Here is a 20,324-nt window from a genome sequence, read left to right on the forward strand (position 1 = left end):
GGCGGTGTGTTCCGAGTACTTAATTTTCTTATTGAGTCTTTCAAACACCCCGCCTAGCAAGGCGGGGTGTTTCGTTCTTTAACAACCGAATACCCAACAAACACTCTTCCAACGAAAGGGGAGAATACTATGAGCAACGAGATGGAGGCAAAGGCACCGGCAACGTTCAAGGAGTTTCTGGCGGAGTTCAAAGAGACATGTGACACTGTTCGCTATGTGTTTCGTCTCACCGATTCTCCGGACGCACGCACGTGGCTCTACAGGAAGTACTTTCTTGTGGTTGTACTGATTCTCATGAGCATGTTTCAACCGAGAGTGACGGGAATGATTTTCAAAGGCGTCGTGAACAACAACGCCAACCGAATCATCCTGTCTGTCGCTCTTCTTGGCGCACTCATGCTCTTCGAGAAACTTGTTGCGCTTCTCTACTGGAGGGCGCACGAGTATCTCTTTGGACTGTCCACAGGAAATCTCTATGTACGGATTACCGAGCGGTTTTTTGAAAAGTCGCCCGGGCAACACCGTCATGTGAAGTCGCTCAACTACGAAAGTGTTAACAAAGGCAAAGACAAAGCTTTTGATATGCACGTTAATCAAGTTCCTGAGCTCGCGGAAGCAACGCTCACCATCGTGATCGCGTACGCTCTCGTGTGGACTGTTTCACCGTTTGGTGGAATAGTACTCGGGATTGCCATGTGCATTAACATTGCATGGTCAATCTACCTGAATTATCTCGTCGCGGTCGTGTGCACTCCCATCGAGCGCGACTTCAGTCGCTTCAGGCGTTTTTTTGCTGAGGTGTTTCGTCTCTTTGAACGTGTGTACGTCTCAAACCGAAAACAGTTTGAAGTCGAACGCATCACACAGCGGTGGCAAGATCTTGCTGTTCGTGATCGAACGTTTTGGTTGCGTCACGGCAAGCATGCGACTGCTATGGATATGGTTATGGTTCTCGCAGCACTGATTGTGATTGGTCGTGAATCACTGCACAGTATAGTAAACGACCAAGGCGCAGGTGCTGTTGCTGTGTTGTATCCACTCTTCGCGTGGTCGAGGCAGATTATCGGCGATATTTGGCGCATCAGACACACTGAACGCCGGATTTACGAGTCGGTTTCGTCGGTACGGGTTATGCGCGAAACACTCGACATCGTTCCTGATGTTGTTGACAGTGAAAACGCGCGCACACTCGATGCTGAGCACGCGTTGACGCTTGCGTTCGAGAACATCTCGTACTCGTATCCTCATTCAAACGGCACAATCCAGAACGTTTCGTTCTCGGTGTGTCCGGGAGAAAAAATCGCACTTATTGGTCCCACCGGGTCTGGTAAGTCAACGATTGAGTATCTTGCGATGCGCTTCATGGACCCGACATCTGGGCGCGTGTGCATCAACGGGCGTGACATTCGGGAGTATCAAAGCGGTTCGCGTCTCAACGCAATCGGATACATTCCGCAGAAGCCCCTCATCTTTGATGGAACCGTGCGGGAGAATCTCCTGTACGGTGTTTCTCCGCATGAGGGGTGTGTGTGGACCGACGCAGAACTTCTCGAACTCATGAACGATCTCGCGATTGACTTCGGGGTGCGTCCAGAGGGTGAAAATCCTCTCGACATCATCGTCGGTCGTGACGGTGTTCAGCTTTCGGGTGGGCAGGCACAACGTCTCGCAATCGGAGCGGCGGTTATCAAACAGCCGAAGCTTCTCATTGTTGACGAGGCAACGAGTGCGCTTGATTCGTCCACGGAAACGCAGACACTTGAAGGTTTGCGTAAGTGGATTAACGGATCCGGTATGCTCGTTGTAGCGCATCGTCTGTCGACGGTGCGCGATGCCGACCGCATTATCGTTCTTGCGAACGGTAAAATTGAAGCGGTCGGAACGTCGTTTGACGAGCTCGTTGGTTCTTCGGAAACGTTCCGGAAACTGATTGCTCATCAGGACCATCTGTTGGGGTAGGGTTGTACATTCAAAAACCCGCAGCACCGAAGTGCTGCGGGTTTTCTCTGTATGAGATTTTATTTTGCGGTTGTCTTTGTTTGAGGAGTAACTACTTGTTTAACGATGCGCTCGAATGTCTGAGGATGTGAGACAGCGATTTCTGCGAGCATCTTACGGTTGAGAGAAAACTTATTCTTGTGTACGAGCCCTATGAATTTACTGTATGAAATGTTGTGGGGAGCAATGGCTGCTGAAATACGAGTCTGCCACAATCGGCGGAAGTCGTTCTTTTTGTCTTTGCGGTGTGCAAATGCGTGCATTCCTGACTTAACGAGTGATTCTTTTGCGAGTTTCTCCTTACTTTTACGTGTATTACGAAAACCTTTTGCTCGTTTGAGCACGTTTCGTCGGCGCTTCATTGCAATTGTTCCTCGTTTTACTCGTGTCATGGTACAGGTTAGATATTAGAAATAGGGAATTACTTACTTGGGAGGTAGCGTGTGCGAACCTTTGGTGTCAACGAAATAATCTTTGAACGCTTACGTGCGAGTTGGGTACTTCGGGACTCCTTGGCATTGTAGTGGTTACCACCAGCTTTTCGGCCAACGAGTTTTCCCGTCTTGGTCACACGAAGTCGTTTTGAATATGCTTTGTTGGTTTTCATAGTACTGGGGGGTGAGAGGTTGGGAGTTGGGTGTTAGTGATTGGTTTTGGTTTTGCGGTTAGTTTGGTTTGGTTTAAAAAAGCCCGTTAGGGCTCACCTATAATACATTTTTTGGGTATTTTTGCAAGCCCATTTCCCAGTCCCAAGTATCTAGTCTCCAGTCTCTATTTTTACTTCTTTTCAAGCACCATACTCATTCCCTTGGGTGCCTGCTTCACAGGCTCGGCAATTTTGAAGTCAACGGTAATGAATTTGAGAAATCGTTCCATACGATCCTTAAGAAATGTTTTGTCGAGGTATTTTGCACGTCCTTGCAGGTAGAGTTCAAAACGAACACGGTGACCTTCTGCAAGCCATTCGGAGGCTTGTTTGGCCTTGATGCCCATACTGTGTTCTGAGGTACCAATTTTGACCTGCACACTCTTTGTTTCTGTTTGGTGTGATTTTGCCTTGTTTTCGCGAGCCTTTTTTGACTGTTCGTACAAGTATTTTCCGTACTCAATAATTTTTACAACAGGTGGAGTTGCGTTTGGAGAAATTTCGACGAGATCGAGTCCGTATTCGCGCGCTTTGCTAAGCGCTTCTTCGCGGGGAAGAACGCCGAAATTTTCTCCATCGGGACCCATCACGCGCATTTCAGGTGCGGTAATAAATGCATTTATACGAACACGATTTCTGTTTGGGGTACTCAAAGTAGTAGAAGTTAGAAGTTGGTGATTGGTTTTGGTTTGGTGGTTGGTTAAAATGTAGCGCTACTATAGCACATTTTCCTGTTTATACAATATTTTATCGGTGGTTCTTTTTGCTGGCGCGCTTCTGTAGTTTTGCTATAGTTAGTCTGCACAATAATAATGCACAACACAGGTTACGTATGGATACTATTCAAAATAATCAAAACAAACAGAAGATTCTCATGGTAGATGATGACGAGTTTCTTGTGTCGTTGTATCAAAAAAAAGCAGAGAGTTATCCTGTGGAACTCCACGTTGCTCTGAGTGGTGAAGACGCGCTTGCGCAACTTCGTGAGGGATTCGTTCCTGACATCATCGCACTCGACGTTACCATGGCAGGATTGAGTGGTATTGATGTGGTTAAAGCGATGCGAGCTGAAAAACTTGCACCAAACGCGCGTGTTGTTATTCTTTCAAACAATAATGAAAATGATCTTGCAAAAGATATGCAGGAATATGGTGTGTCAAAGTTTATTATGAAGGCATCACTGCTGCCTTCGCAGGTGTTTGATGAACTCCTGTCGATTGTACAATCTAAGTAGTACAGACGAGACGTTCTCTCACTGTTAAACTCTCATTTTGTATGGAAACAGCTCACAAAAAAGTACTCATGGTTGACGACGATGAGTTTCTTTTGTCGTTATACCAAAAACGTGCAACAGCAGAAGGTCTCAATTTGCGTACTGCATCAAATGGAAAAGATGCTCTCGAAATTCTTCGAAAGAATGAGTTTGTGCCAGATATTGTGGCACTCGATATTACGATGCCGGGTATGTCGGGTCTTGATGTGTTGAAGGTGGTGCGTGAAGAGCACCTTGTTCCAGACGCAGAAATTGCGATTCTATCTAATACAGCTGACGATGCGGCGATTGCGGTTGCAAAAAAAATGAATGTACACACATTTATTTTTAAAGCAGCATTTCCACCCTCACAAATTTTTGATGAACTGTTTTCGATGAAAAAAGAAGAGGGAAAGTAGTGGGATGGTATCTGGTATCTGGTATCTGGAATGTGGAATGTGGGGGGAATTCAATAGCAAATTTCAAATAACAAAGAAGTAGAAAGTAGCGTGCTCCGCTAGAGGCGGGGGAAGTAGAAAGCAAAAAGAAAAAACCCCGCACATGAAAGCTGTGTGGGGTTTTGCGCGGGGCGAACTCGCGTGTTAGCGAGCTTTGCAGAGCTTCATCTTGATGAGAAGATCGCGGACGACGTGCTCGAGCAAATCCGAGATGGGGAGTCTAGCGAATTAGTCCATCTCTGAGTTGGTGGACGAAAATGATATAGTAGACATATGGCACAGTTGATTCAAAACAAAAAAGTACTCCGTGATGTTGAAGTTCTCGAACATGTTGAGGCAGGCATTGAGCTCAAAGGGTACGAGGTGAAATCAATACGCGCAGGTAACGGCTCACTTGATGGGGCGTATATTGTTGTGCGTGCAGGGGAAGCGTTTTTGGTGAAGATGCACATTGGGCCATACCAACCTAAGAATCAACCTGAAAACTATGATCCTGAAAAAACACGAAAACTCCTCCTTTCTAAGAAACAAATTCAGGAATTAGCTGATGGAGAAAAACAGAAAGGATTGACAATAGTGCCATTATCGATGTATAATAAGAAAGGGTTTATAAAAGTTGATTGTGCCCTCGTGCGTGGAAAGAAGAAGGGAGATAAGCGCGAGTCACTCAAAAAGAAAGAAGCGCAAAAAGATATGCGTCGTACTTTGAAAAGAGAATACTGATGAGGCACCGCCGAGGCGGTGCAAGTTCAAAATCCAAATATCAAAATCCAAAATATATTTTTTTGAGTTTTGTACTTTGAGCTTTGTGCTTGTTTCATCTCGGGGGATGCCTCGTTTCGACAATGTGACAATTGTTATACGTGCGTGGTGGAAGTGTGCTGACTTCCTTAAAACAGTACAAACATACCTGCAAAATCTGCAGTCAAAAGTCCATACTTCACAGTATCGGATTTCGCTTACGCTCTTGCATAAAGATTCTTGTCCTTCGGGACAAGTTGCCTAAGCGACGTCTTCTGACATCTTCGTTCGAGAGGTGTTAGCGGGTGTAAACCAATTCGAACTAGCGTACTCGGATGTTCCGACGAATACGTAACACTAATCGGTTCTGGCACGCTATCGTTTCGCCTGTCTTTAAGATAGTGTGTAAGACCTCAAGACAACGCTAGATTACGTAGACTCGTATGGCATTACATATTGGACGTGGGGTCAAACCCACCATCTCCACATTTCAAAAATCAGCTCCGCATGTCGGAGCGATTTTTGTTATGTGGAGATGAACACAACACCTGCGTGTTGTGTGGGCGGGTTTGAGCGGTCGGAGCGATGTGCCAAGGGCACACGCGAGACGAGCCTACGAGCACTTAGGATTTTGGAGCACAGAGTGCGAACAAAATACTTAGTGACTTGGAGGTCATCGCCACCATCTCCACAAAATTAATGAGTCGTAGACGAATATAATTTTGTAGGCTCCCGATTTTTCTGTCGAGTACGACATTTAAAATCGCAGTCCCATTTCGGGGATGCCGCACATTGTGCGGCGCCACATCATTATTTTAAACGAACCGCCCAAAGGCGGTTTTCGTTTATGGACTAATTCGCACGAATAAGACCATCGTTGACATTAATAGAATGCGCGGGTATCTTCGTCAGTAGCAGTGTGTTCTTTATCAACAGAGGAGAACTTCATGAATAAGAAGAAGCGGTTTGTATGTCCGATGTGCCTCAAGTTTGCCAAGACCAGGTGGGTAGTGGTTAGAGATCGACGTTTGCGTCGTTTTTTCTTCCAAAGTCCGGTGCACAGGTGGCGAAGGGTTACCGTGTGTCACAACAGGTGGGTAGGCGAGTTTCGAGTTGGAAAGGTTGCTCCAAATGGGAGTAAGCCTAATTCACGACATCTGTTGTATTGGGATTAACGGAGGAGGTACACATGTTCAAAGAACCTGTGGAGTGGATTGAAATTGACAGGGACATCTCTGGAAATGGTTGCCTTGTCAGCGTAGGTCTCGCGCTCGGTCTCATCGGACTTTTGTTCGTTCGCTGTTTCTCCTCGGGATACGCGTTTTTCAAAAAGAAGTTTCAAAAGAAGTTCTAGGTCACAACACAAGCTCCAAACGAAAAAGCCCACACAACATGCTTTACGTAAGGAGCTTTTTCGTTTGCTTTGATTTATTGACAAACGGAGGGTTCGTAGATACATTCATTCGTAGAAAAAGTTCGTTTCATTAGCCACAGACAAAAGGAGATTGCAATGTTGTTCACATTGCTCAAAGCGCTTTTGATGCTCATTGGTCCATTGGGAATGGTAGTTGTGGGTTTCGTTACTGTCATACTGTACGCTCCACGGAAGATTCAGGACGTCTCTGGTTGTCTCGGCGCGATTGTGGGAGTGATTCTCTGGGGAGAATTGGTGTACCTTGGATATCGCGCGGACACTGACCAGTATCTTTTCTGGTCATGGGTCGCTGTGTGTGGTGTTGGTTGGGCGATTTTTCTCGCCGCCTGCGCCGCCTATGGCATTGCGTGCGTCTTGGCCAGTCAAAAAGAGTAGTTGTCTGTTCGTTACGGCGCCCCGCGTGTGGGGCGCTTTCGTTTTTTATACTGTTTTGTGTTACATGCTATACATCTCTCGTGTATAATAACGTTCACATGAAGTCTACAACACCAAAACAACAGCAGGGTGGAAAAAAGAATGAGCCAGGGGAAAAAATAGGATCACCGTTTAAAAATAACCCATTTATGGTGAATGTGGGGCTCACTATTTTATTACTTATTGTCCTTTCGTTTGGATATGATTTTTTTAGTACACAAAAAACTCCAGAAGATATTCCTCTGTCACAAGTTGCCAATGATGTTGCTGGGGGAAGTGTGAAATCAATTATCGTACGTGGGGACAAACTCGAGCTTACCTACACGGATGATGTTGTAAAAAAATCTGAAAAAGAGACAGGAAGCTCTCTTGTTGAAACACTTGCATCATATGGAGTTTCTCAAGAACAACTTGCAACAACAACACTCTCAATCAAACAGGAGTCTGGCTTTTGGTATTGGGTGTTAAACCTAGCACCAATTCTTCTTCCGCTTGGTTTCATTATCTTTTTCATTTGGATGCTCACACGACAGGTAAAGGGTGCGGGGATGCAGGCATTTTCATTTGGCCAATCACGCGCAAAGTTCTTTGACCCACGAGATAAACTCAAAATTACATTTAAGGATGTTGCTGGTGTAAAAGAAGCAAAAGAGGAACTGCTTGAAATTGTCGACTTCCTCAAAAATCCAAAAAAGTTTTTGAAAATCGGTGCGCGTATTCCGAAGGGTGTGCTCTTGATGGGTGCTCCTGGAACAGGGAAGACACTCTTGGCACGTGCCGTTGCAGGTGAAGCGAATGTTCCATTCTTCTCCATTTCTGGTTCTGAATTTGTTGAGATGTTTGTAGGAGTTGGTGCATCACGTGTTCGTGATTTGTTTCAAACGGTAAAGCGTTCTGGTCCAGCAATTATTTTTATTGATGAAATTGATGCTGTTGGGCGTATTCGTGGTGCTGGTCTTGGTGGAGGTAATGATGAGCGTGAACAAACACTCAACCAAATTCTTGTTGAAATGGACGGATTTGAACCAAATGCAGAAATTATTGTGATGGCTGCAACCAACCGACCAGATGTGCTTGACCCAGCTCTCCTTCGTCCCGGACGATTTGATAGACGTGTACGTCTTGACTTACCTGACCGCGCCGATCGCGAAGCAATTCTTGGTATTCACGCACGAAGTAAACCTCTTGCGGAAGATGCAAATTTGAAAGTGATTGCAGAACGGACCCCAGGATTCTCGGGTGCAGATTTACAATCGCTTATGAATGAGGCAGCGATTCTTGCAGCACGAGAGAACCGTACATCCGTATCACAGTTTGATTTGATCCGCTCCATTGAAAAGGTGATGCTTGGTCCAGAGCGAAAGAGTCACATTTTGACAGACAAAGAAAAGAAAATTACTGCATACCACGAAGCGGGTCACGCACTTGTTGCATCGGTGCTTCCGAACTCAGATCCAATTCACAAAATTTCTATCATTGCGCGCGGTCATGCAGGAGGATACACACTCTCACTTCCTCTCGAGGAGCGTCGATTGCTCTCACGTAAAGAATTTATTGATCGGCTTGCAATGACGCTCGGTGGCTACGCAGCAGAGATGCTCATCTTTGGTGATGTGACGACAGGGCCATCAAATGATTTGCAAGTAGCGTCTGCTCTTGCTCGAGATATGGTGATGCGATACGGCATGTCAGAAAAACTTGGACCAATCGCGTTTGAAGATGATGATATGAAGATGGCAACGAATGGAGTAATGCAGGAAGGTGCGGGATACTCAGAAAAAGTTGCAGCTCTTATTGATGAAGAGGTGAGCAGCTTCATTAAGAGTGCGCTTGTTGAAGCAGAAAATGCACTGAAGAATCACCGTACGCCGTTGGATGCAATTGTGGTGCACTTGCTCGAAAAAGAGACGATAGAACAAGACGAATTCGAGGCTATTTTGCGCACACACGGTATTGCGGTTAAGAAAGACGCACACACAGAAAAAGTGGTATCATAGTTTATACACTCTAATTATCTATATATGTTTGGAAATATCTTTGAAAAAAGATCAGAAGGCCGACTGGTTCCTTCGCGGGGAAGTGAGGATATTGCAACAAAGACTCCAGGATTAGACGGAGTTGATCGCGCAAGAGGCGCTGTTGTTGGTCAAGTTGAGGGCACAAATACACCAGGTCTTGATACGCTTGATCCATCAATAGAATCCCCAGTTGTGGCATTGGCCGAAAGTTTTGGTGCATCAGTAGAGAGTGGGGAGGCTATTATTAGACGCCCTATTTCTGTGGCAAAAGTTGGACCGATTGGTCCTCATACCCCAGAGGAAATAAATAAAGGGAAGAGGCTTTCTGGCACTGTTGGGAATATTGCGCAACCACAGGAGAGTAACAATGAAAGTCCTGAGGAACGAGAAGAAAGGTGGCGACTGGGTGTGATAGAAGCATTCAAAAAATTGCCATTTCGTCCTGAAGAGGCTGTTGGTGGGATTGAGCTTCAAGAAGTTGTGCGAAAAATACAGGAACTTGGTTTTGCAACAGAAAAAGATGCACGTATGTCGGGGTTTGAAGAAGGTATGATTAGAATAATAAAAGATCTGGTACGGCAGAAAAAGACAGGGTAGATTTGACTTCTTCTATTTTTGTAATATATTTATCTTAGTAACGTTCCTACTCATGGAGGTGGTATATGAGAGTCGCTCACGCGGTCTCTCGAGACCGCCACCAACTTCGACTTGTTCCTCGCGAAGGAACGAAGCTCTCAACTGACCAGAAAGAGTTTCTCGACATACTGCACCGAGAGGCGATTCTATCGCCCCGAGCAACGGTCGTGTGGAAAGAGCTTCAAAGTCAGGGGCTCAGTGCTCGGCAAGCGTTTGCTGCGTACTGGCTCATGAGAGATTTGTTTGTCGGGAAAGGTTTCAAGGGGTTTAATCAGGATGAACTTTTTGCGGTTCTTCGCGAAATCGAGGAGCAAAATCCACCGCTTGTGGGGTGAGGTACCCCGCAAGCGTCAGGGCAGATGCACATCGTGCATCTGCCCAATTTCTTTTCCACAGAGAAGGTGCCGATAGCCAAACATGTGTGTCTTTTTTGTAGTACCATTAGTGTATGGCTGATTCAAAAAAACGTATCCTTATTATTGAAGATGAAATGCCATTGCGGGGCGCACTTCGTGAGTTTTTAATACGTGAAGGATTTGCTGTTCTTGAAGCCGAAAATGGTGAGAAAGGTTTAGAGATTGCAACACGCGAACATCCAGACCTCATCTTGCTTGATATTGTTATGCCTCACATGGACGGTATGACCATGCTTTCGTTCTTGCGAAAGGACGCGTGGGGAAAAACAGTGCCTGTTATTATTTTGACAAACCTTTCAACAACAGACGAAAAACGAAACAGCGACATTACCGAATTGTTGCCGTCATTTTATTTGATAAAAAGTGATTGGAAATTGGAAGATCTCCTCGAAAAAATACAGGAGTGTCTCGTTTAGTTTTTTTCTTGCGTGAGTATTTTGTTGAGTGTAAGTAGTGATGAAATATTGTGTTGCACGTAATCAATGCGAATTGAGTAGTTCTCTAAACTTTCGTGAAATCCTCCAACTCCATCAAGGTTTCCGTGTATGTCGCGTAATTGCTGTGCGGTAAATTGTGTTTGTAGTTGAAACGCGATAGCGCGCTTCATTGTGTTGAGTGCTTTTGATGCGTAGAGTGTATCTCCTGTTTTTGTAAAAAGAGTATATGCAGCGCCGAGGCCCTCGCTTCGTGTTGCTGTTGGTGTCGAGCGTGGTGGGTCATAAAAACCACCATTCCATTGTGTCCGTGCACCGGTTTCGTTGATGTGTTGTGCCGAGATAATAGAATCAACAATACGTTGTGTATGTGTGTAGTAGAGTTCGTCTGGACGGTTTGAATAGAGTTCATTGAGTGCGTAGAGAAGCCAGTGATCATGATTGAGATTTGTGGTTGTAACATTCGCGTCGCGGGCTTCAATGAGCCAGTGTGCTCCTCTGTGTGCTGCGTCAATCCACTGTATATTTTTATCAAGTGCGTAAAGTCGTGTAAGGGCAAAAATAGATTCTCCAGGATAATAGTCTGATTCAAATGTAGTTTGGTCACCTGTGTCTGTTGCAACTTTGTGAACAGTAAATTCTCCGTTGGGTGCTTGTACTGCTGTGATGAAATGTGCAAGTTTTTGTGCAAGGGTGAGATAGGGGTGCGTGCCGATGACAGGTGTTGTGAGAGAGACGTATTTTGAAAAGGCGAGTACGGCGAGTGCATTCCCACCAAGTTTTGTTTCGCTGTTTTCTTCAATACAGAGTGCGTTGGGTATGTTTGGACACGGAACTGCAGAGCGCGCGAGGTACTCGAGGGCGTGCTCTGCTACGGTGAGATATGTTTGTTCGCCCGTTGCTTCATAGAGCTCAAGAAGTGCGTAGGTTGTTCCCGCGTGGCGAACGATATTGTATGCATATGATTCTTCGTTCGTAACAGGATTATACTCATATACAAAAGAGCCATCAGCATTTGCGTTGGTAACAAGGTAGTTGCCACCGAGACGCGCAGAGTCAAGGTATACACTCTCGCGTGTGAAATATGAAAAAAGACCAATCCCGAGTAGTAGGGTGCCACCAACAATCATCATGTACAGTCCCTTTCTTTTTTCTTTCATAACGCTGTCCGTCCCTATGGATTCGAACCATGAACCGCCGAGGATATCTTTGATATGAAACTTCGTTCGGACTATGCAAATCTGTGTCCGCCCCCATGGACTCGAACCATGAACCGCCGAGGTATAAGCTCGGTGCTCTAACCAATTGAGCTAGGGGCGGACACAAATTTTCAAAAATCCTCACTCGTTTCCATATCTACGATACACCAGGTTCACTCGCTCGGAGAAGAAAACAAGTTCTCTTCTCCTCACTCGTTGCCTGCCGTAAGCTCGGTGCTCTAACCAATTGAGCTAGGGGCGGGCAACAGTAGCTATTGTGATATCTGAAGTGCTTGAATGCAACTGTTTAATAACCACGTGGTCAAACGTTGTACGCTATAAAAGACGGTCGTCTTCTATGGCGTACATGTCTTTGCCTAGCAGTTTAGCTGTAACTTTACTACAATGGGAGCACATTCATCTATGGGAGCACCACTCACAGGGTACAACAGTCTTGCTGACGCACTGGCGAAAGCACAATTAGGACACGAAATTGCGTTTCGTGCGATTTATGAACATCTTGTAGATCGCATATTTTCTTTCGTCCGTCCTCGAGCTCGTTCACGTGATGAAGCAACAGACATTGTACAAGATATTTTTGTGGATGTGTGGGGGGCGATGCCGCGTTTTACGTATATATCGGATGCGCACTTCTACAGTTTTGTGTTTACGATTGCGAAACGTCGTCTCATTCGTCACTACAAAACACACACTCACGAGTCATTGGATGATTTTGAACAGTATGAGCTCCCGCGTATTGAGGCAGATATTGTTGATCCGGATGGTATGCAAAAGCTCGTTAATCAGTTATCAGAAAAATATCGCGAAGTGGTTACGCTTCGATATTTTTCTGGGCTATCATTTGCTGAAATTGGTGACCTGTTGGGGACCACAGAAACAAACGCTAAGGTTCGCCATCACCGAGCACTTAAAGAGCTTCGAGAGTTAATGCAAAAATATGAATAACGAATTTTCAACAATCGAAGACCAACTCAAAAAGGTTTCCGTACATACGCTGTCACATGAGGAAAAAGATATGCTCTGGGTGTCTGTTGTGCGTGCGCATACCGTACGACCAGTGGTGTCACCGTACTCATGGATGGTGTTGGTGCACCGTCGTTTGATGGTGACTGTTTCTGCAGTACTTATTTTTGTTCTTGCTGGCGGAAGTACCGTTGCTCTTGCTGATAGCGCAAAACCAGGTGACACACTGTTTGCACTGGATCGTGCAACGGAAAACGTTGTTCTTGCGCTTACATCTGAGAGTAATAAAGACACGGTGCGTCTCGCAATTGCCGATGAACGTATTTCTGAACTTGAATCTCTTATTTCTGACGAATCCTCACGACGTCTTGCAATAGCAGCAGAGAATCCTCGAACTCTAACTGAAACAGAAGCAATGCGTGCTGCGTCGTCGTTTATGCCGGCGACATTTGCAACTGATGTTGCCACAAATACCGAGGAAAGTATTGGACAGGAGCCTCTATTTTCTAAGCAGGTAGCACCGGCGGATTCTTCGGAAGAAGTCACGCAGAATAAAGACAAAGAAAAAACAGAAGTAAAAGATAAAAAACAAACAGATATTGAAGAGGCACTGTCACTTGTTGGACAGATTTCAAATGATCTTGAGAAGAAAGGAAATAAAAAAGATCATGATTCTGTACGTCGTGCAATGAAACGTCTTTCAGGTAAGCTCGATAAACTTCCATCTGAAAAACATGACGTGTTTAAGGAGTCGTTTAAAAATATTTCTCCAGAAGTTGATACAGCGTTTCAGCCAGAAGAGAATGATGATGAAAAAATTCCTCAAGATGAAGTGAGTCCAATTCCTCCTTCTACTGAAGACCCTGCACAGGTTGGAACAACAACACAAAATGGGGAAGGAGGTGTGCAAGGTGAAAGTATCCACACAGGAGAAAAAATAGAAGATACGGAGAATACTAGGTGATATAGAATATAGGCGCTTCTTAGCACACCGGCTAATTCGTGCGAATTAGCCGGTGTGGTTGGTGTATACGGCGTACTTGCGATTTTTTCAGGGGGGGTAGCATGGAGATATTAGGAATTAAACATTTTTATGAAACAGGAAAAATATCAACCAACACCAGAGGAGATGAAGGCAGCGGAGGAAATGATGACGAAAGAAGAGAAAATGTAGAGCGAGGCACGAGCAGAGGGATTTGGAGTAGCAAAGAAGGAAGCAATGATAGAGAGTGGGAAGTACCAGTCGATTGGTGATTTTCATGAGGGGTACGCAGTAGCGACAAAGGTTAATTCTGGAGGGGAAGTATGGTCATCCTTCGAGGGAAAGTTTCAACAGCATGGTCCAAGCACTCGCCTCTATATTCTCAATGAACATTTTGAAGAAGTGGGTGGCCCATATTCGAGCGTTGAAGACTTTTTTGAAGATCGAGCTATAGTCGGTGTTATGAACGAAGGATATTTTTATGTCGATAAGGATTTTAAAAAAATAGCGGGCCCCTTTGACTCCGCTGAACCATTTTTAGATGGTCGTGCGCAAGTTGCTAAACAGGGAAAATCTTACTGGATTGGACTCGATGGGGAAGAAATCGCTGGAGTGGCAAAAATCTAGTTTCTACTCAAAATGTACTTCACCGCGCTCGGTGAGGGCTTTTTGTAATTCGGGGTATTTTGTGAGGTGGGCGTCTGATTCAACGATTCGTTTTGCTTCGGCACGTGCGGCTTCAACAAGTTTGAGGTTCTTGAGTGCTTCCATGCCGACATCGGTGATACCCCATTGGCGCCCACCGTACAGTTCTCCCGAACCACGCAGTTCCAAATCGCGCTCTGCAAGTTCAAATCCATTTGCGGATGAGGCGAGCGCCTTGAGGCGATCTCCTGTTGAGGCACTCTTTGATTCAGTGAAGAGATAACAGTAGGCTTGGTAACTACTTCGCAATACACGTCCGCGGAGTTGATGGAGTTGTGCGAGTCCAAAGCGGTCTGCACCTTCAATAATAATTGCTGTCGCATTCGGTACGTTCACACCAACTTCAATCACCGATGTGGCAACTAGAATATTTAATTTTCCATCCGCAAACTCTTTCATCACATCTTCTTTTTCTTGTGGTTTCATTTTTCCATGCACAATACCAATGTGTGCCTTTGGAAACACATCATGTTTAAGACGTTTTGCTTCTTCAACAACTGATTTTGCGCGAAGCGCCGTTTCTTTTGCTGGGTCTGGTTCATCAATACGCGGACAGACCACAAATGCTTGTCGTCCTTCGTCTAGGAGTGTCTGAATGTGTGCGTATGTTTTTGCGCGTCCTGATGGCGTAACGATTTCTGTTTTGATTTCCTTGCGTCCTTTTGGTTGTTCATCAAGAAGTGTGAGGTCGAGGTCGCCGTACACAGTGAGCGCAAGTGTGCGGGGAATTGGTGTTGCGGTCATTGAGAGTAGGTGAGGCATACGCCATGCGTCGCGATCGGGAGCATCTGTTTTTCGTGCGAGAAGTGCGCGTTGATTTGTTCCAAAGCGGTGTTGCTCGTCGATAACCACGTAGGCAAGATGTTTGAATTTCACGGACTTCTGAATGAGTGCGTGTGTACCAATGAGAATAGGGATTTCGCCATTTGCCACCCACTTGAGTAATTGTGGGCGAGAAATATCGGTCCATGAATTCGGATTTACTTTTGATGGAAACTTTTTGCATCCTGAAGATGTGATGAGTCCAATTTGGATAGGAAGGCTTGCCCCGCCACGGCGGGGTGAAAAGAATTCAATAAAGGATTCAAAATGTTGTTGGGCAAGAATTTCCGTCGGTGCCATGTAGGCGACTTGGAGATTTCCGAAGTCTTGGTCTCTTCCTTCAGTACTCTTTGGCCGGCTTGTGACGACACAGTATGAAGTTGCTGCTGCAACAAACGTTTTTCCAGAACCCACGTCTCCTTCAAGGAGTCGTGACATTGCATGTGGTGAGTCAAAGTTTTCAAGAATACTTTTGATAGCTCGTGTTTGTGCGTTCGTGGGAGTAAATGGAAAACGTTTAATAAATGTTGAGAGTTCTTTTTCAGAAACGGTGATGTCCCACGTCGGGAGGGCATCCGCACGCCAGCGTTCTTGTTGTTTTTGGAGTTGGATGAAAAATACCTCTTCAAATGCAAATCTTTTTCGTGCAGCGATTGCATCTGTTTCAGTTTTTGGTGTGTGCATCCACACGAGTGCAGTACTTAGTGCGGGCAAATTATATTTTTTCAAAATGTCTTTTGGAATTGGATCGTGCAAAGCATCCAATACGTCTTGTGTGAGAATTTTTTGAATTGTGTAGAGAAACCATCGTGAGGTAACGCCGCGACTTTCAGGATACACGGGGATAAGGGGCATGTCTGGATCGGGTTCTGTGTCTGAGCCGAATAACGGACTTCCTAAGAGTGCTTTATTTTTGTCAGCGTGCGTAATTTCTGGATTTATCATTGAACGCTTGCTATCCTTCTTTTTTATTTTTCCTGCAACGACAACGAGTGACCCTTCAGGAAACATTTTTGAAATGTATGGTTGATGAAGCCAGAGGAGGTGTAAACTCCCAGATTCATCTTTGAGTGTTGCCTCGGTCATAGGAATTTTACTTTTCCACGCCTTGCGTGCTTTCGTTTTTGAAATGGTACCAACAAGAGACACCACTCCGTCTGATGTGGCTGTTTGAATGACACCTTCGTTTGCTGATGAAATGTATCGTGCAGGGAAGTGGTAGAGGAGATCGCGCACAGTTACTACACCAAGCTTTTTGAGGGCTTTTGTTTGATACTCATTGATTCGGAAATGTTTAGCTACAGGTTCGGTAAGATTCATGTCCCCATTGTACCGTAGGGACATAAAATAGTTATTCCTTGACTCTTTGGGTATTGAGGGAATAATGAAGGTATTATAAAAAGCTGTTTTACATTATTTATGAAAAAATATATCTCTCTGCTCGCCGGTGCCCTTATCGTTGGGGCTTTTTTTGTGCAACCAGTGCGCGCGGAAACAAACTTGGGTTCTCTTGCGACACTTATTCAGTCACTCATGGCGCAGGTGCAGGAGCTCCAAAAGCAACTTGCTGTTTTGCAAAACAACACGGGTTCTCAGGGTGATTCGGGTATCCCCGGCGATGATCCAATAATCCAGGTCGTTTCACCAGATGGGGGTGAAGAATTTAAGATGAATTCTATCGAAAAAATTGAGTGGACATACTCTCCGTTGCCACCCTCAAATTTTGCTATCAATCTTCTTAAAAGCGATGGTTCAGAGGCGGTTGCGCATATTCGTTATTGTGACTCATCCGAATACTTTCAAGATAATTATCCCAACGCCGACCACTTTTGGTTCAATTGGAAGGTTGGGTATGATGCTTCTGGAGCAAAAATTCCAAATGGGAGTTATCGCATAAGGGTGTCTAACTGTGGTGATGTGAACGATATGAGTGATAGCTCATTTAAAATTGCACGAGGGAGTGCAATCACAAAAGAAACGATTACTGTGACGAATCCAGTTGGTGGTGAAAGATACATTCCTGGGCAGGCCATTCCTCTTACGTTTGAAGTAAAGAGTTCTGACGGAACACCAGATGTAGCAATTAGAGTATTGCAGCATACAGAAGGAAAAGATCTTGTGGTTAACGAAGCATACTATCTTTACGAGGATGGATTTATTAAGAATGGAAAAAACACTCTTGATTTCTATCCTGCAAAAGGTTCAAGTTATCCAACGGAGAAACTTGTGGGTGAATTTAGGTTGGAGCTTAGTGTTGGGAAAATATCTTGTTGTAAATGGTGGATTGAGCCGACTGACTCTGACATAACGGGCTGGTTTAAAATTTCATATGACAAGGCCACGGACAAGGATCCATACGAACTATCATCAAAGGTGCTTGGTGCGTCTACGTCGTACCAAGATGTATTGAGCCAAATGACGAATACGTTGAAGGGGATGCAAGGGTTTTTACAGGGATTAAAATAAAGAATATACGACACAAAAAACACCCCGCCAAAAGCAGGGTGTTTTTTGTTTGACTCTTTTTTGTTTGGGGAGTAAGGCCTCCGTCAAGAAGAAGGTTTCCCGTCGGAGAACTCCTCCAACGGTGATGAGGGCGAAGAAGCGTTGCACGTAATGCGACGTCATATCAGCCCCGTCGCTAGCGACGGGGCGCTATTTATAAAGTTTTCTTTTGTTGACTGAAATACTATGCAGGTGTACGTTTTGAGTAGAAGTTAACAGTCAAACTCCCGAAAGGAGGAGCCCGTGAGTCGAAGGGAAAGAAGAAAAATTGTAAGGGTGCGCTTCAGTTGCCTGGTTGAAGAGGGCATCGATGACCACCCTGGAAATACGCTTTGGATGGAACTCGAGGGCGGCAGTCCTTTGCGGTACGAGCTCGAGCTCGCCATTCCGGGAGCGTTCTCTGACGGGGATGTGAGGGATCTCCTTTCTCGCATGGTCCCGTTCTTTCTAGAGCGAGCGAGGAAGGACATGATGGAAACGTTCCCAAGGATTCGAAAGAGAGTCCTGGAGTGGAACGTGTCATGGAGACTCCTCAGGAAGGGCGAGGCGAAAGCGGAAGCTCGTCTCCAGCGACTCCTCCGGGGCTTTTGATGACCTGTTGAGGATCTGTTCATTTCGCTCGCGCCGTCGGCATTGCCGGCGGCGTTTTGCTATCCACTCTCTTTCCCCAGATTTTTTGGTAAGGCTTGACATGGTGTTTTCTGTGGCTATAATGGGTGCTCCTCTAGTAATCAGTCCCGTTCGTCGGTTCGACTGGCGATCGGGACTTTTCTAGACAGATCTTTGACAACTGAATGTAGACCAGCTTGTACACCGAGTACGTGTATGAGTTGGATAGCCAGCACGCACTTGCCACCGCTTGTACGTGCTGGAAAACCCGTCTTTTTCCGACGCAGATTGTCGTACAACATCTGTGTCAAAAAAGAAATACAAAATATAGAAAATTAGAATGGAGAAAAAGAGCTAATCACAATTTTTCTTTTGTTCTGCTCATTTGGGTGAAAATTTATTTTCATCTTATATGTAGAGTTTGATCCTAGCTCAGGATGAACGCTGGCGGCGTGGATAAGGCATGCAAGTCAAGGGGGCCCGCAAGGGCAACCGGCAAACGGGGTAGTAACAGGTGGGAACGTACCTAGAAGTCAGGAATAACCTGTCGAAAGACAGGCTAATACCTGATAGTCTCCAAGGAGTAAAGCTCCGGCGCTTCTAGAACGGCCCGCCCGCTATCAGCTAGTTGGTAAGGTAATGGCTTACCAAGGCGTAGACGGCTAGGGGAGGTGAGAGCCTGACCCCCACCACTGGGACTGCGACACTGCCCAGACACCTACGGGTGGCTGCAGTCGAGAATCTTCCGCAATGCACGAAAGTGTGACGGAGCGACGCCGCGTGATTGATGAAGCTCTTCGGAGTGTAAAGATCTTTTATGAGGGAAGAAGTTTATTGACGGTACCTCATGAATAAGGGGCTGCTAACCTCGTGCCAGCAGCAGCGGTAATACGAGGGCCCCGAGCGTTATCCGGAATTATTGGGCGTAAAGGGTGTGTAGGTGGTTGTATTAGTCTTGTGTTAAAGCCTGTTGCCTAACAACAGAATCGCACGGGAAACGGTACAACTAGGAGGGTGCAAGGGGTGTACGGAACTCATGGTGTAGGGGTGAAATCCGTTGATATCATGGGGAACGCCAAAAGCGAAGGCAGTACACTGGTGCATACCTGACACTGAAACACGAAAGCGTGGGTAGCGAATGGGATTAGATACCCCAGTAGTCCACGCCCTAAACGATGACAACTAGCTTTTCGGAGTATCGACCCTCTGAGAGGCGAAGCTAACGCGTTAAGTTGTCCGCCTGGGTAGTACGACCGCAAGGTTAAAACTCAAAGGAATAGACGGGGGCTCGCACAAGCGGTGGATCATGTGGTTTAATTCGACGCTAAACGAAGAACCTCACCGAGGCTAGACATCCAGACGAATCTTAGAGGAAACTTTAAGAGCCTTCGGGCGGCTGGACAGGTGATGCATGGCTGTCGTCAGTTCGTGGCTTGAGCTGTTCCCTTAAGTGGGGTAACGAACGCAACCCCTATTGTCTGTTATACGTGTCAGACAAGACTGCCCAGCACCAAGTTCGCAAGAACTTGTAAGCACAAAGTACAAAGCACAAATCTCAAAAAAGTTTTAAGATTTTTAATTTTATAATTCTTTTGGATTTTGAACTTTGAATTTTGGATTTACAAACTTGTTAGTTTGGTGCTGGGAGGAAGGTGGGGATGACGCCAAGTCAGCATGTCCCTCTGATGCCTCGGGCTACACACGTGATACAATGGGTGGTACAACGGGTCGCGCGGCGGTAACGCCAAGCCAATCCTAATAAAGCCATCCTCAGTTCGGATTGAGGTCTGCAACTCGACCTCATGAAGTTGGAATCGCTAGTAATCGTGGGTCAGAATACCACGGTGAATACGTTCTCGAGCCTTGTACTCACCGCCCGCCAAGTCAAAGGAGTCGGGAGTACCCGAAGTTCCCATTTATTGGGGCCGAAGGTAAGTTCGATGACTAGGGTTAAGGCGTAACAAGGCACGGCTAGCGGAAGCTGGTCGTGGATTTAGTCAAATGACAATCGTTGAACATCGAAATTTTTTCATGTTTGATCTAGGCGGTCGATATCATGTACCTCAATTG

General features: G+C 45.7%; 19 protein-coding genes, 1 tRNA gene, 1 rRNA gene and 1 other RNA gene. 16 read left to right on the top strand and 6 right to left on the bottom strand.

Annotated features, from left to right (window positions below; genetic code table 11):
- The first annotated feature begins 129 nt into the window (after nucleotides 1-129).
- Entirely contained in the window at nucleotides 130-1,959 is a 1,830-nt protein-coding gene (locus tag IPJ70_03630) for an ABC transporter ATP-binding protein (GenBank protein QQR82343.1), read from the top strand.
- Nucleotides 1,960-2,018: 59 nt separating this feature from the next.
- On the opposite strand, the gene rplT is transcribed toward IPJ70_03630, so the two are convergent.
- The 3 genes from rplT to infC form a co-directional block, all read right to left on the bottom strand.
- Complete coding sequence (gene rplT / locus IPJ70_03635) at nucleotides 2,019-2,390, bottom strand: 50S ribosomal protein L20 (GenBank protein QQR82344.1); 372 nt, start codon at nucleotides 2,388-2,390, stop codon at nucleotides 2,019-2,021.
- A 29-nt stretch (nucleotides 2,391-2,419) separates the two neighbouring features.
- Nucleotides 2,420-2,605 (bottom strand): 50S ribosomal protein L35, encoded by a 186-nt coding sequence (locus IPJ70_03640; GenBank protein QQR82345.1) that lies wholly within the window; start codon nucleotides 2,603-2,605, stop codon nucleotides 2,420-2,422.
- A 170-nt stretch (nucleotides 2,606-2,775) separates the two neighbouring features.
- Nucleotides 2,776-3,297, bottom strand: coding sequence for a translation initiation factor IF-3 (infC, locus tag IPJ70_03645; protein QQR82346.1), 522 nt, complete (start codon nucleotides 3,295-3,297; stop codon nucleotides 2,776-2,778).
- Between the two features lie 179 nt (nucleotides 3,298-3,476).
- Here infC and IPJ70_03650 point away from each other — a divergent pair, with 179 nt between their 5' ends.
- The 10 genes from IPJ70_03650 to IPJ70_03695 all read left to right on the top strand — a co-directional run bounded on the left by IPJ70_03650 (nucleotide 3,477) and on the right by IPJ70_03695 (nucleotide 10,430).
- The gene (locus IPJ70_03650; protein QQR82347.1) at nucleotides 3,477-3,878 is read left to right on the top strand and encodes a response regulator; all 402 of its coding nucleotides are present in this window, start codon (nucleotides 3,477-3,479) and stop codon (nucleotides 3,876-3,878) included.
- A gap of 41 nt (nucleotides 3,879-3,919) precedes the next feature.
- On the top strand, nucleotides 3,920-4,315 hold the full coding sequence (locus IPJ70_03655) for a response regulator (protein ID QQR82348.1): 396 nt from the start codon (nucleotides 3,920-3,922) through the stop codon (nucleotides 4,313-4,315).
- Between the two features lie 312 nt (nucleotides 4,316-4,627).
- Complete coding sequence (gene smpB / locus IPJ70_03660) at nucleotides 4,628-5,077, top strand: SsrA-binding protein SmpB (protein ID QQR82349.1); 450 nt, start codon at nucleotides 4,628-4,630, stop codon at nucleotides 5,075-5,077.
- Nucleotides 5,078-5,179: 102 nt separating this feature from the next.
- Nucleotides 5,180-5,584, top strand: a transfer-messenger RNA (tmRNA) gene (gene ssrA / locus IPJ70_03665).
- 700 nt (nucleotides 5,585-6,284) lie between these two features.
- The gene (locus IPJ70_03670) at nucleotides 6,285-6,449 is read left to right on the top strand and encodes a hypothetical protein (GenBank protein ID QQR82350.1); all 165 of its coding nucleotides are present in this window, start codon (nucleotides 6,285-6,287) and stop codon (nucleotides 6,447-6,449) included.
- Between the two features lie 156 nt (nucleotides 6,450-6,605).
- A complete protein-coding gene (locus tag IPJ70_03675) occupies nucleotides 6,606-6,905 on the top strand; it encodes a hypothetical protein (GenBank protein QQR82351.1) in 300 nt (99 codons plus the stop codon).
- Nucleotides 6,906-7,093: 188 nt separating this feature from the next.
- Nucleotides 7,094-8,941, top strand: a complete 1,848-nt coding sequence (gene ftsH, locus IPJ70_03680) for an ATP-dependent zinc metalloprotease FtsH (protein QQR82924.1) — start codon at nucleotides 7,094-7,096, stop codon at nucleotides 8,939-8,941.
- 24 nt (nucleotides 8,942-8,965) lie between these two features.
- Nucleotides 8,966-9,559 (top strand): hypothetical protein, encoded by a 594-nt coding sequence (locus IPJ70_03685; protein QQR82352.1) that lies wholly within the window; start codon nucleotides 8,966-8,968, stop codon nucleotides 9,557-9,559.
- Between the two features lie 65 nt (nucleotides 9,560-9,624).
- Nucleotides 9,625-9,933 carry a hypothetical protein gene (locus IPJ70_03690; protein ID QQR82353.1) on the top strand — a complete coding sequence of 103 codons (309 nt, stop codon included), beginning with the start codon at nucleotides 9,625-9,627 and terminating at the stop codon, nucleotides 9,931-9,933.
- 113 nt (nucleotides 9,934-10,046) lie between these two features.
- Nucleotides 10,047-10,430, top strand: coding sequence for a response regulator (locus IPJ70_03695; GenBank protein ID QQR82354.1), 384 nt, complete (start codon nucleotides 10,047-10,049; stop codon nucleotides 10,428-10,430).
- Here IPJ70_03695 and IPJ70_03700 read toward each other — a convergent pair.
- On the bottom strand, nucleotides 10,427-11,608 hold the full coding sequence (locus IPJ70_03700) for a hypothetical protein (GenBank protein ID QQR82355.1): 1,182 nt from the start codon (nucleotides 11,606-11,608) through the stop codon (nucleotides 10,427-10,429). The genes IPJ70_03695 and IPJ70_03700 overlap by 4 nt on opposite strands.
- 86 nt (nucleotides 11,609-11,694) lie before the next feature.
- Nucleotides 11,695-11,768, bottom strand: a tRNA-Ile gene (locus IPJ70_03705).
- A gap of 302 nt (nucleotides 11,769-12,070) precedes the next feature.
- Here IPJ70_03705 and IPJ70_03710 point away from each other — a divergent pair.
- The 3 genes from IPJ70_03710 to IPJ70_03720 all read left to right on the top strand — a co-directional run bounded on the left by IPJ70_03710 (nucleotide 12,071) and on the right by IPJ70_03720 (nucleotide 14,240).
- Nucleotides 12,071-12,613, top strand: coding sequence for an RNA polymerase sigma factor (locus IPJ70_03710; protein QQR82356.1), 543 nt, complete (start codon nucleotides 12,071-12,073; stop codon nucleotides 12,611-12,613).
- On the top strand, nucleotides 12,606-13,595 hold the full coding sequence (locus IPJ70_03715; GenBank protein QQR82357.1) for a hypothetical protein: 990 nt from the start codon (nucleotides 12,606-12,608) through the stop codon (nucleotides 13,593-13,595). The genes IPJ70_03710 and IPJ70_03715 overlap by 8 nt, the downstream gene beginning before the upstream one ends.
- A 255-nt stretch (nucleotides 13,596-13,850) precedes the next feature.
- A complete protein-coding gene (locus IPJ70_03720; protein ID QQR82358.1) occupies nucleotides 13,851-14,240 on the top strand; it encodes a WG repeat-containing protein in 390 nt (129 codons plus the stop codon).
- Between the two features lie 3 nt (nucleotides 14,241-14,243).
- Here the strand turns inward: IPJ70_03720 and IPJ70_03725 are convergent, their stop codons facing one another.
- Nucleotides 14,244-16,460 carry an ATP-dependent DNA helicase RecG gene (locus IPJ70_03725; protein QQR82359.1) on the bottom strand — a complete coding sequence of 739 codons (2,217 nt, stop codon included), beginning with the start codon at nucleotides 16,458-16,460 and terminating at the stop codon, nucleotides 14,244-14,246.
- Between the two features lie 99 nt (nucleotides 16,461-16,559).
- Between IPJ70_03725 and IPJ70_03730 the strand changes: the two genes are divergently transcribed.
- Nucleotides 16,560-17,606, top strand: a complete 1,047-nt coding sequence (locus IPJ70_03730) for a hypothetical protein (protein ID QQR82360.1) — start codon at nucleotides 16,560-16,562, stop codon at nucleotides 17,604-17,606.
- 1,057 nt (nucleotides 17,607-18,663) lie between these two features.
- Nucleotides 18,664-20,257 (top strand): 16S ribosomal RNA (locus IPJ70_03735).
- Nucleotides 20,258-20,324 lie beyond the last annotated feature (67 nt).

The organism is Candidatus Campbellbacteria bacterium, from assembly GCA_016699465.1.
Lineage (GTDB): Bacteria > Patescibacteriota > Minisyncoccia > Phycocordibacterales > EsbW-18 > EsbW-18.

What these genes read in the sequence shown, in the direction of transcription:
- IPJ70_03720 (QQR82358.1), top strand. Translation starts at nt 13,851, where the DNA reads ATGATAGAGAGTGGGAAGTACCAGTCGATTGGTGATTTTCATGAGGGG.
- IPJ70_03655 (QQR82348.1), top strand. Translation starts at nt 3,920, where the DNA reads ATGGAAACAGCTCACAAAAAAGTACTCATGGTTGACGACGATGAGTTT.
- IPJ70_03715 (QQR82357.1), top strand. Translation starts at nt 12,606, where the DNA reads ATGAATAACGAATTTTCAACAATCGAAGACCAACTCAAAAAGGTTTCC.
- ftsH (QQR82924.1), top strand. Translation starts at nt 7,094, where the DNA reads ATGGTGAATGTGGGGCTCACTATTTTATTACTTATTGTCCTTTCGTTT.
- IPJ70_03685 (QQR82352.1), top strand. Translation starts at nt 8,966, where the DNA reads ATGTTTGGAAATATCTTTGAAAAAAGATCAGAAGGCCGACTGGTTCCT.
- IPJ70_03700 (QQR82355.1), bottom strand. Translation starts at nt 11,608, where the DNA reads ATGAAAGAAAAAAGAAAGGGACTGTACATGATGATTGTTGGTGGCACC.
- IPJ70_03630 (QQR82343.1), top strand. Translation starts at nt 130, where the DNA reads ATGAGCAACGAGATGGAGGCAAAGGCACCGGCAACGTTCAAGGAGTTT.
- IPJ70_03675 (QQR82351.1), top strand. Translation starts at nt 6,606, where the DNA reads ATGTTGTTCACATTGCTCAAAGCGCTTTTGATGCTCATTGGTCCATTG.
- rplT (QQR82344.1), bottom strand. Translation starts at nt 2,390, where the DNA reads ATGACACGAGTAAAACGAGGAACAATTGCAATGAAGCGCCGACGAAAC.
- IPJ70_03640 (QQR82345.1), bottom strand. Translation starts at nt 2,605, where the DNA reads ATGAAAACCAACAAAGCATATTCAAAACGACTTCGTGTGACCAAGACG.
- smpB (QQR82349.1), top strand. Translation starts at nt 4,628, where the DNA reads ATGGCACAGTTGATTCAAAACAAAAAAGTACTCCGTGATGTTGAAGTT.
- IPJ70_03695 (QQR82354.1), top strand. Translation starts at nt 10,047, where the DNA reads ATGGCTGATTCAAAAAAACGTATCCTTATTATTGAAGATGAAATGCCA.
- IPJ70_03690 (QQR82353.1), top strand. Translation starts at nt 9,625, where the DNA reads ATGAGAGTCGCTCACGCGGTCTCTCGAGACCGCCACCAACTTCGACTT.
- IPJ70_03710 (QQR82356.1), top strand. Translation starts at nt 12,071, where the DNA reads ATGGGAGCACCACTCACAGGGTACAACAGTCTTGCTGACGCACTGGCG.
- IPJ70_03670 (QQR82350.1), top strand. Translation starts at nt 6,285, where the DNA reads ATGTTCAAAGAACCTGTGGAGTGGATTGAAATTGACAGGGACATCTCT.
- IPJ70_03725 (QQR82359.1), bottom strand. Translation starts at nt 16,460, where the DNA reads ATGAATCTTACCGAACCTGTAGCTAAACATTTCCGAATCAATGAGTAT.
- IPJ70_03730 (QQR82360.1), top strand. Translation starts at nt 16,560, where the DNA reads ATGAAAAAATATATCTCTCTGCTCGCCGGTGCCCTTATCGTTGGGGCT.
- IPJ70_03650 (QQR82347.1), top strand. Translation starts at nt 3,477, where the DNA reads ATGGATACTATTCAAAATAATCAAAACAAACAGAAGATTCTCATGGTA.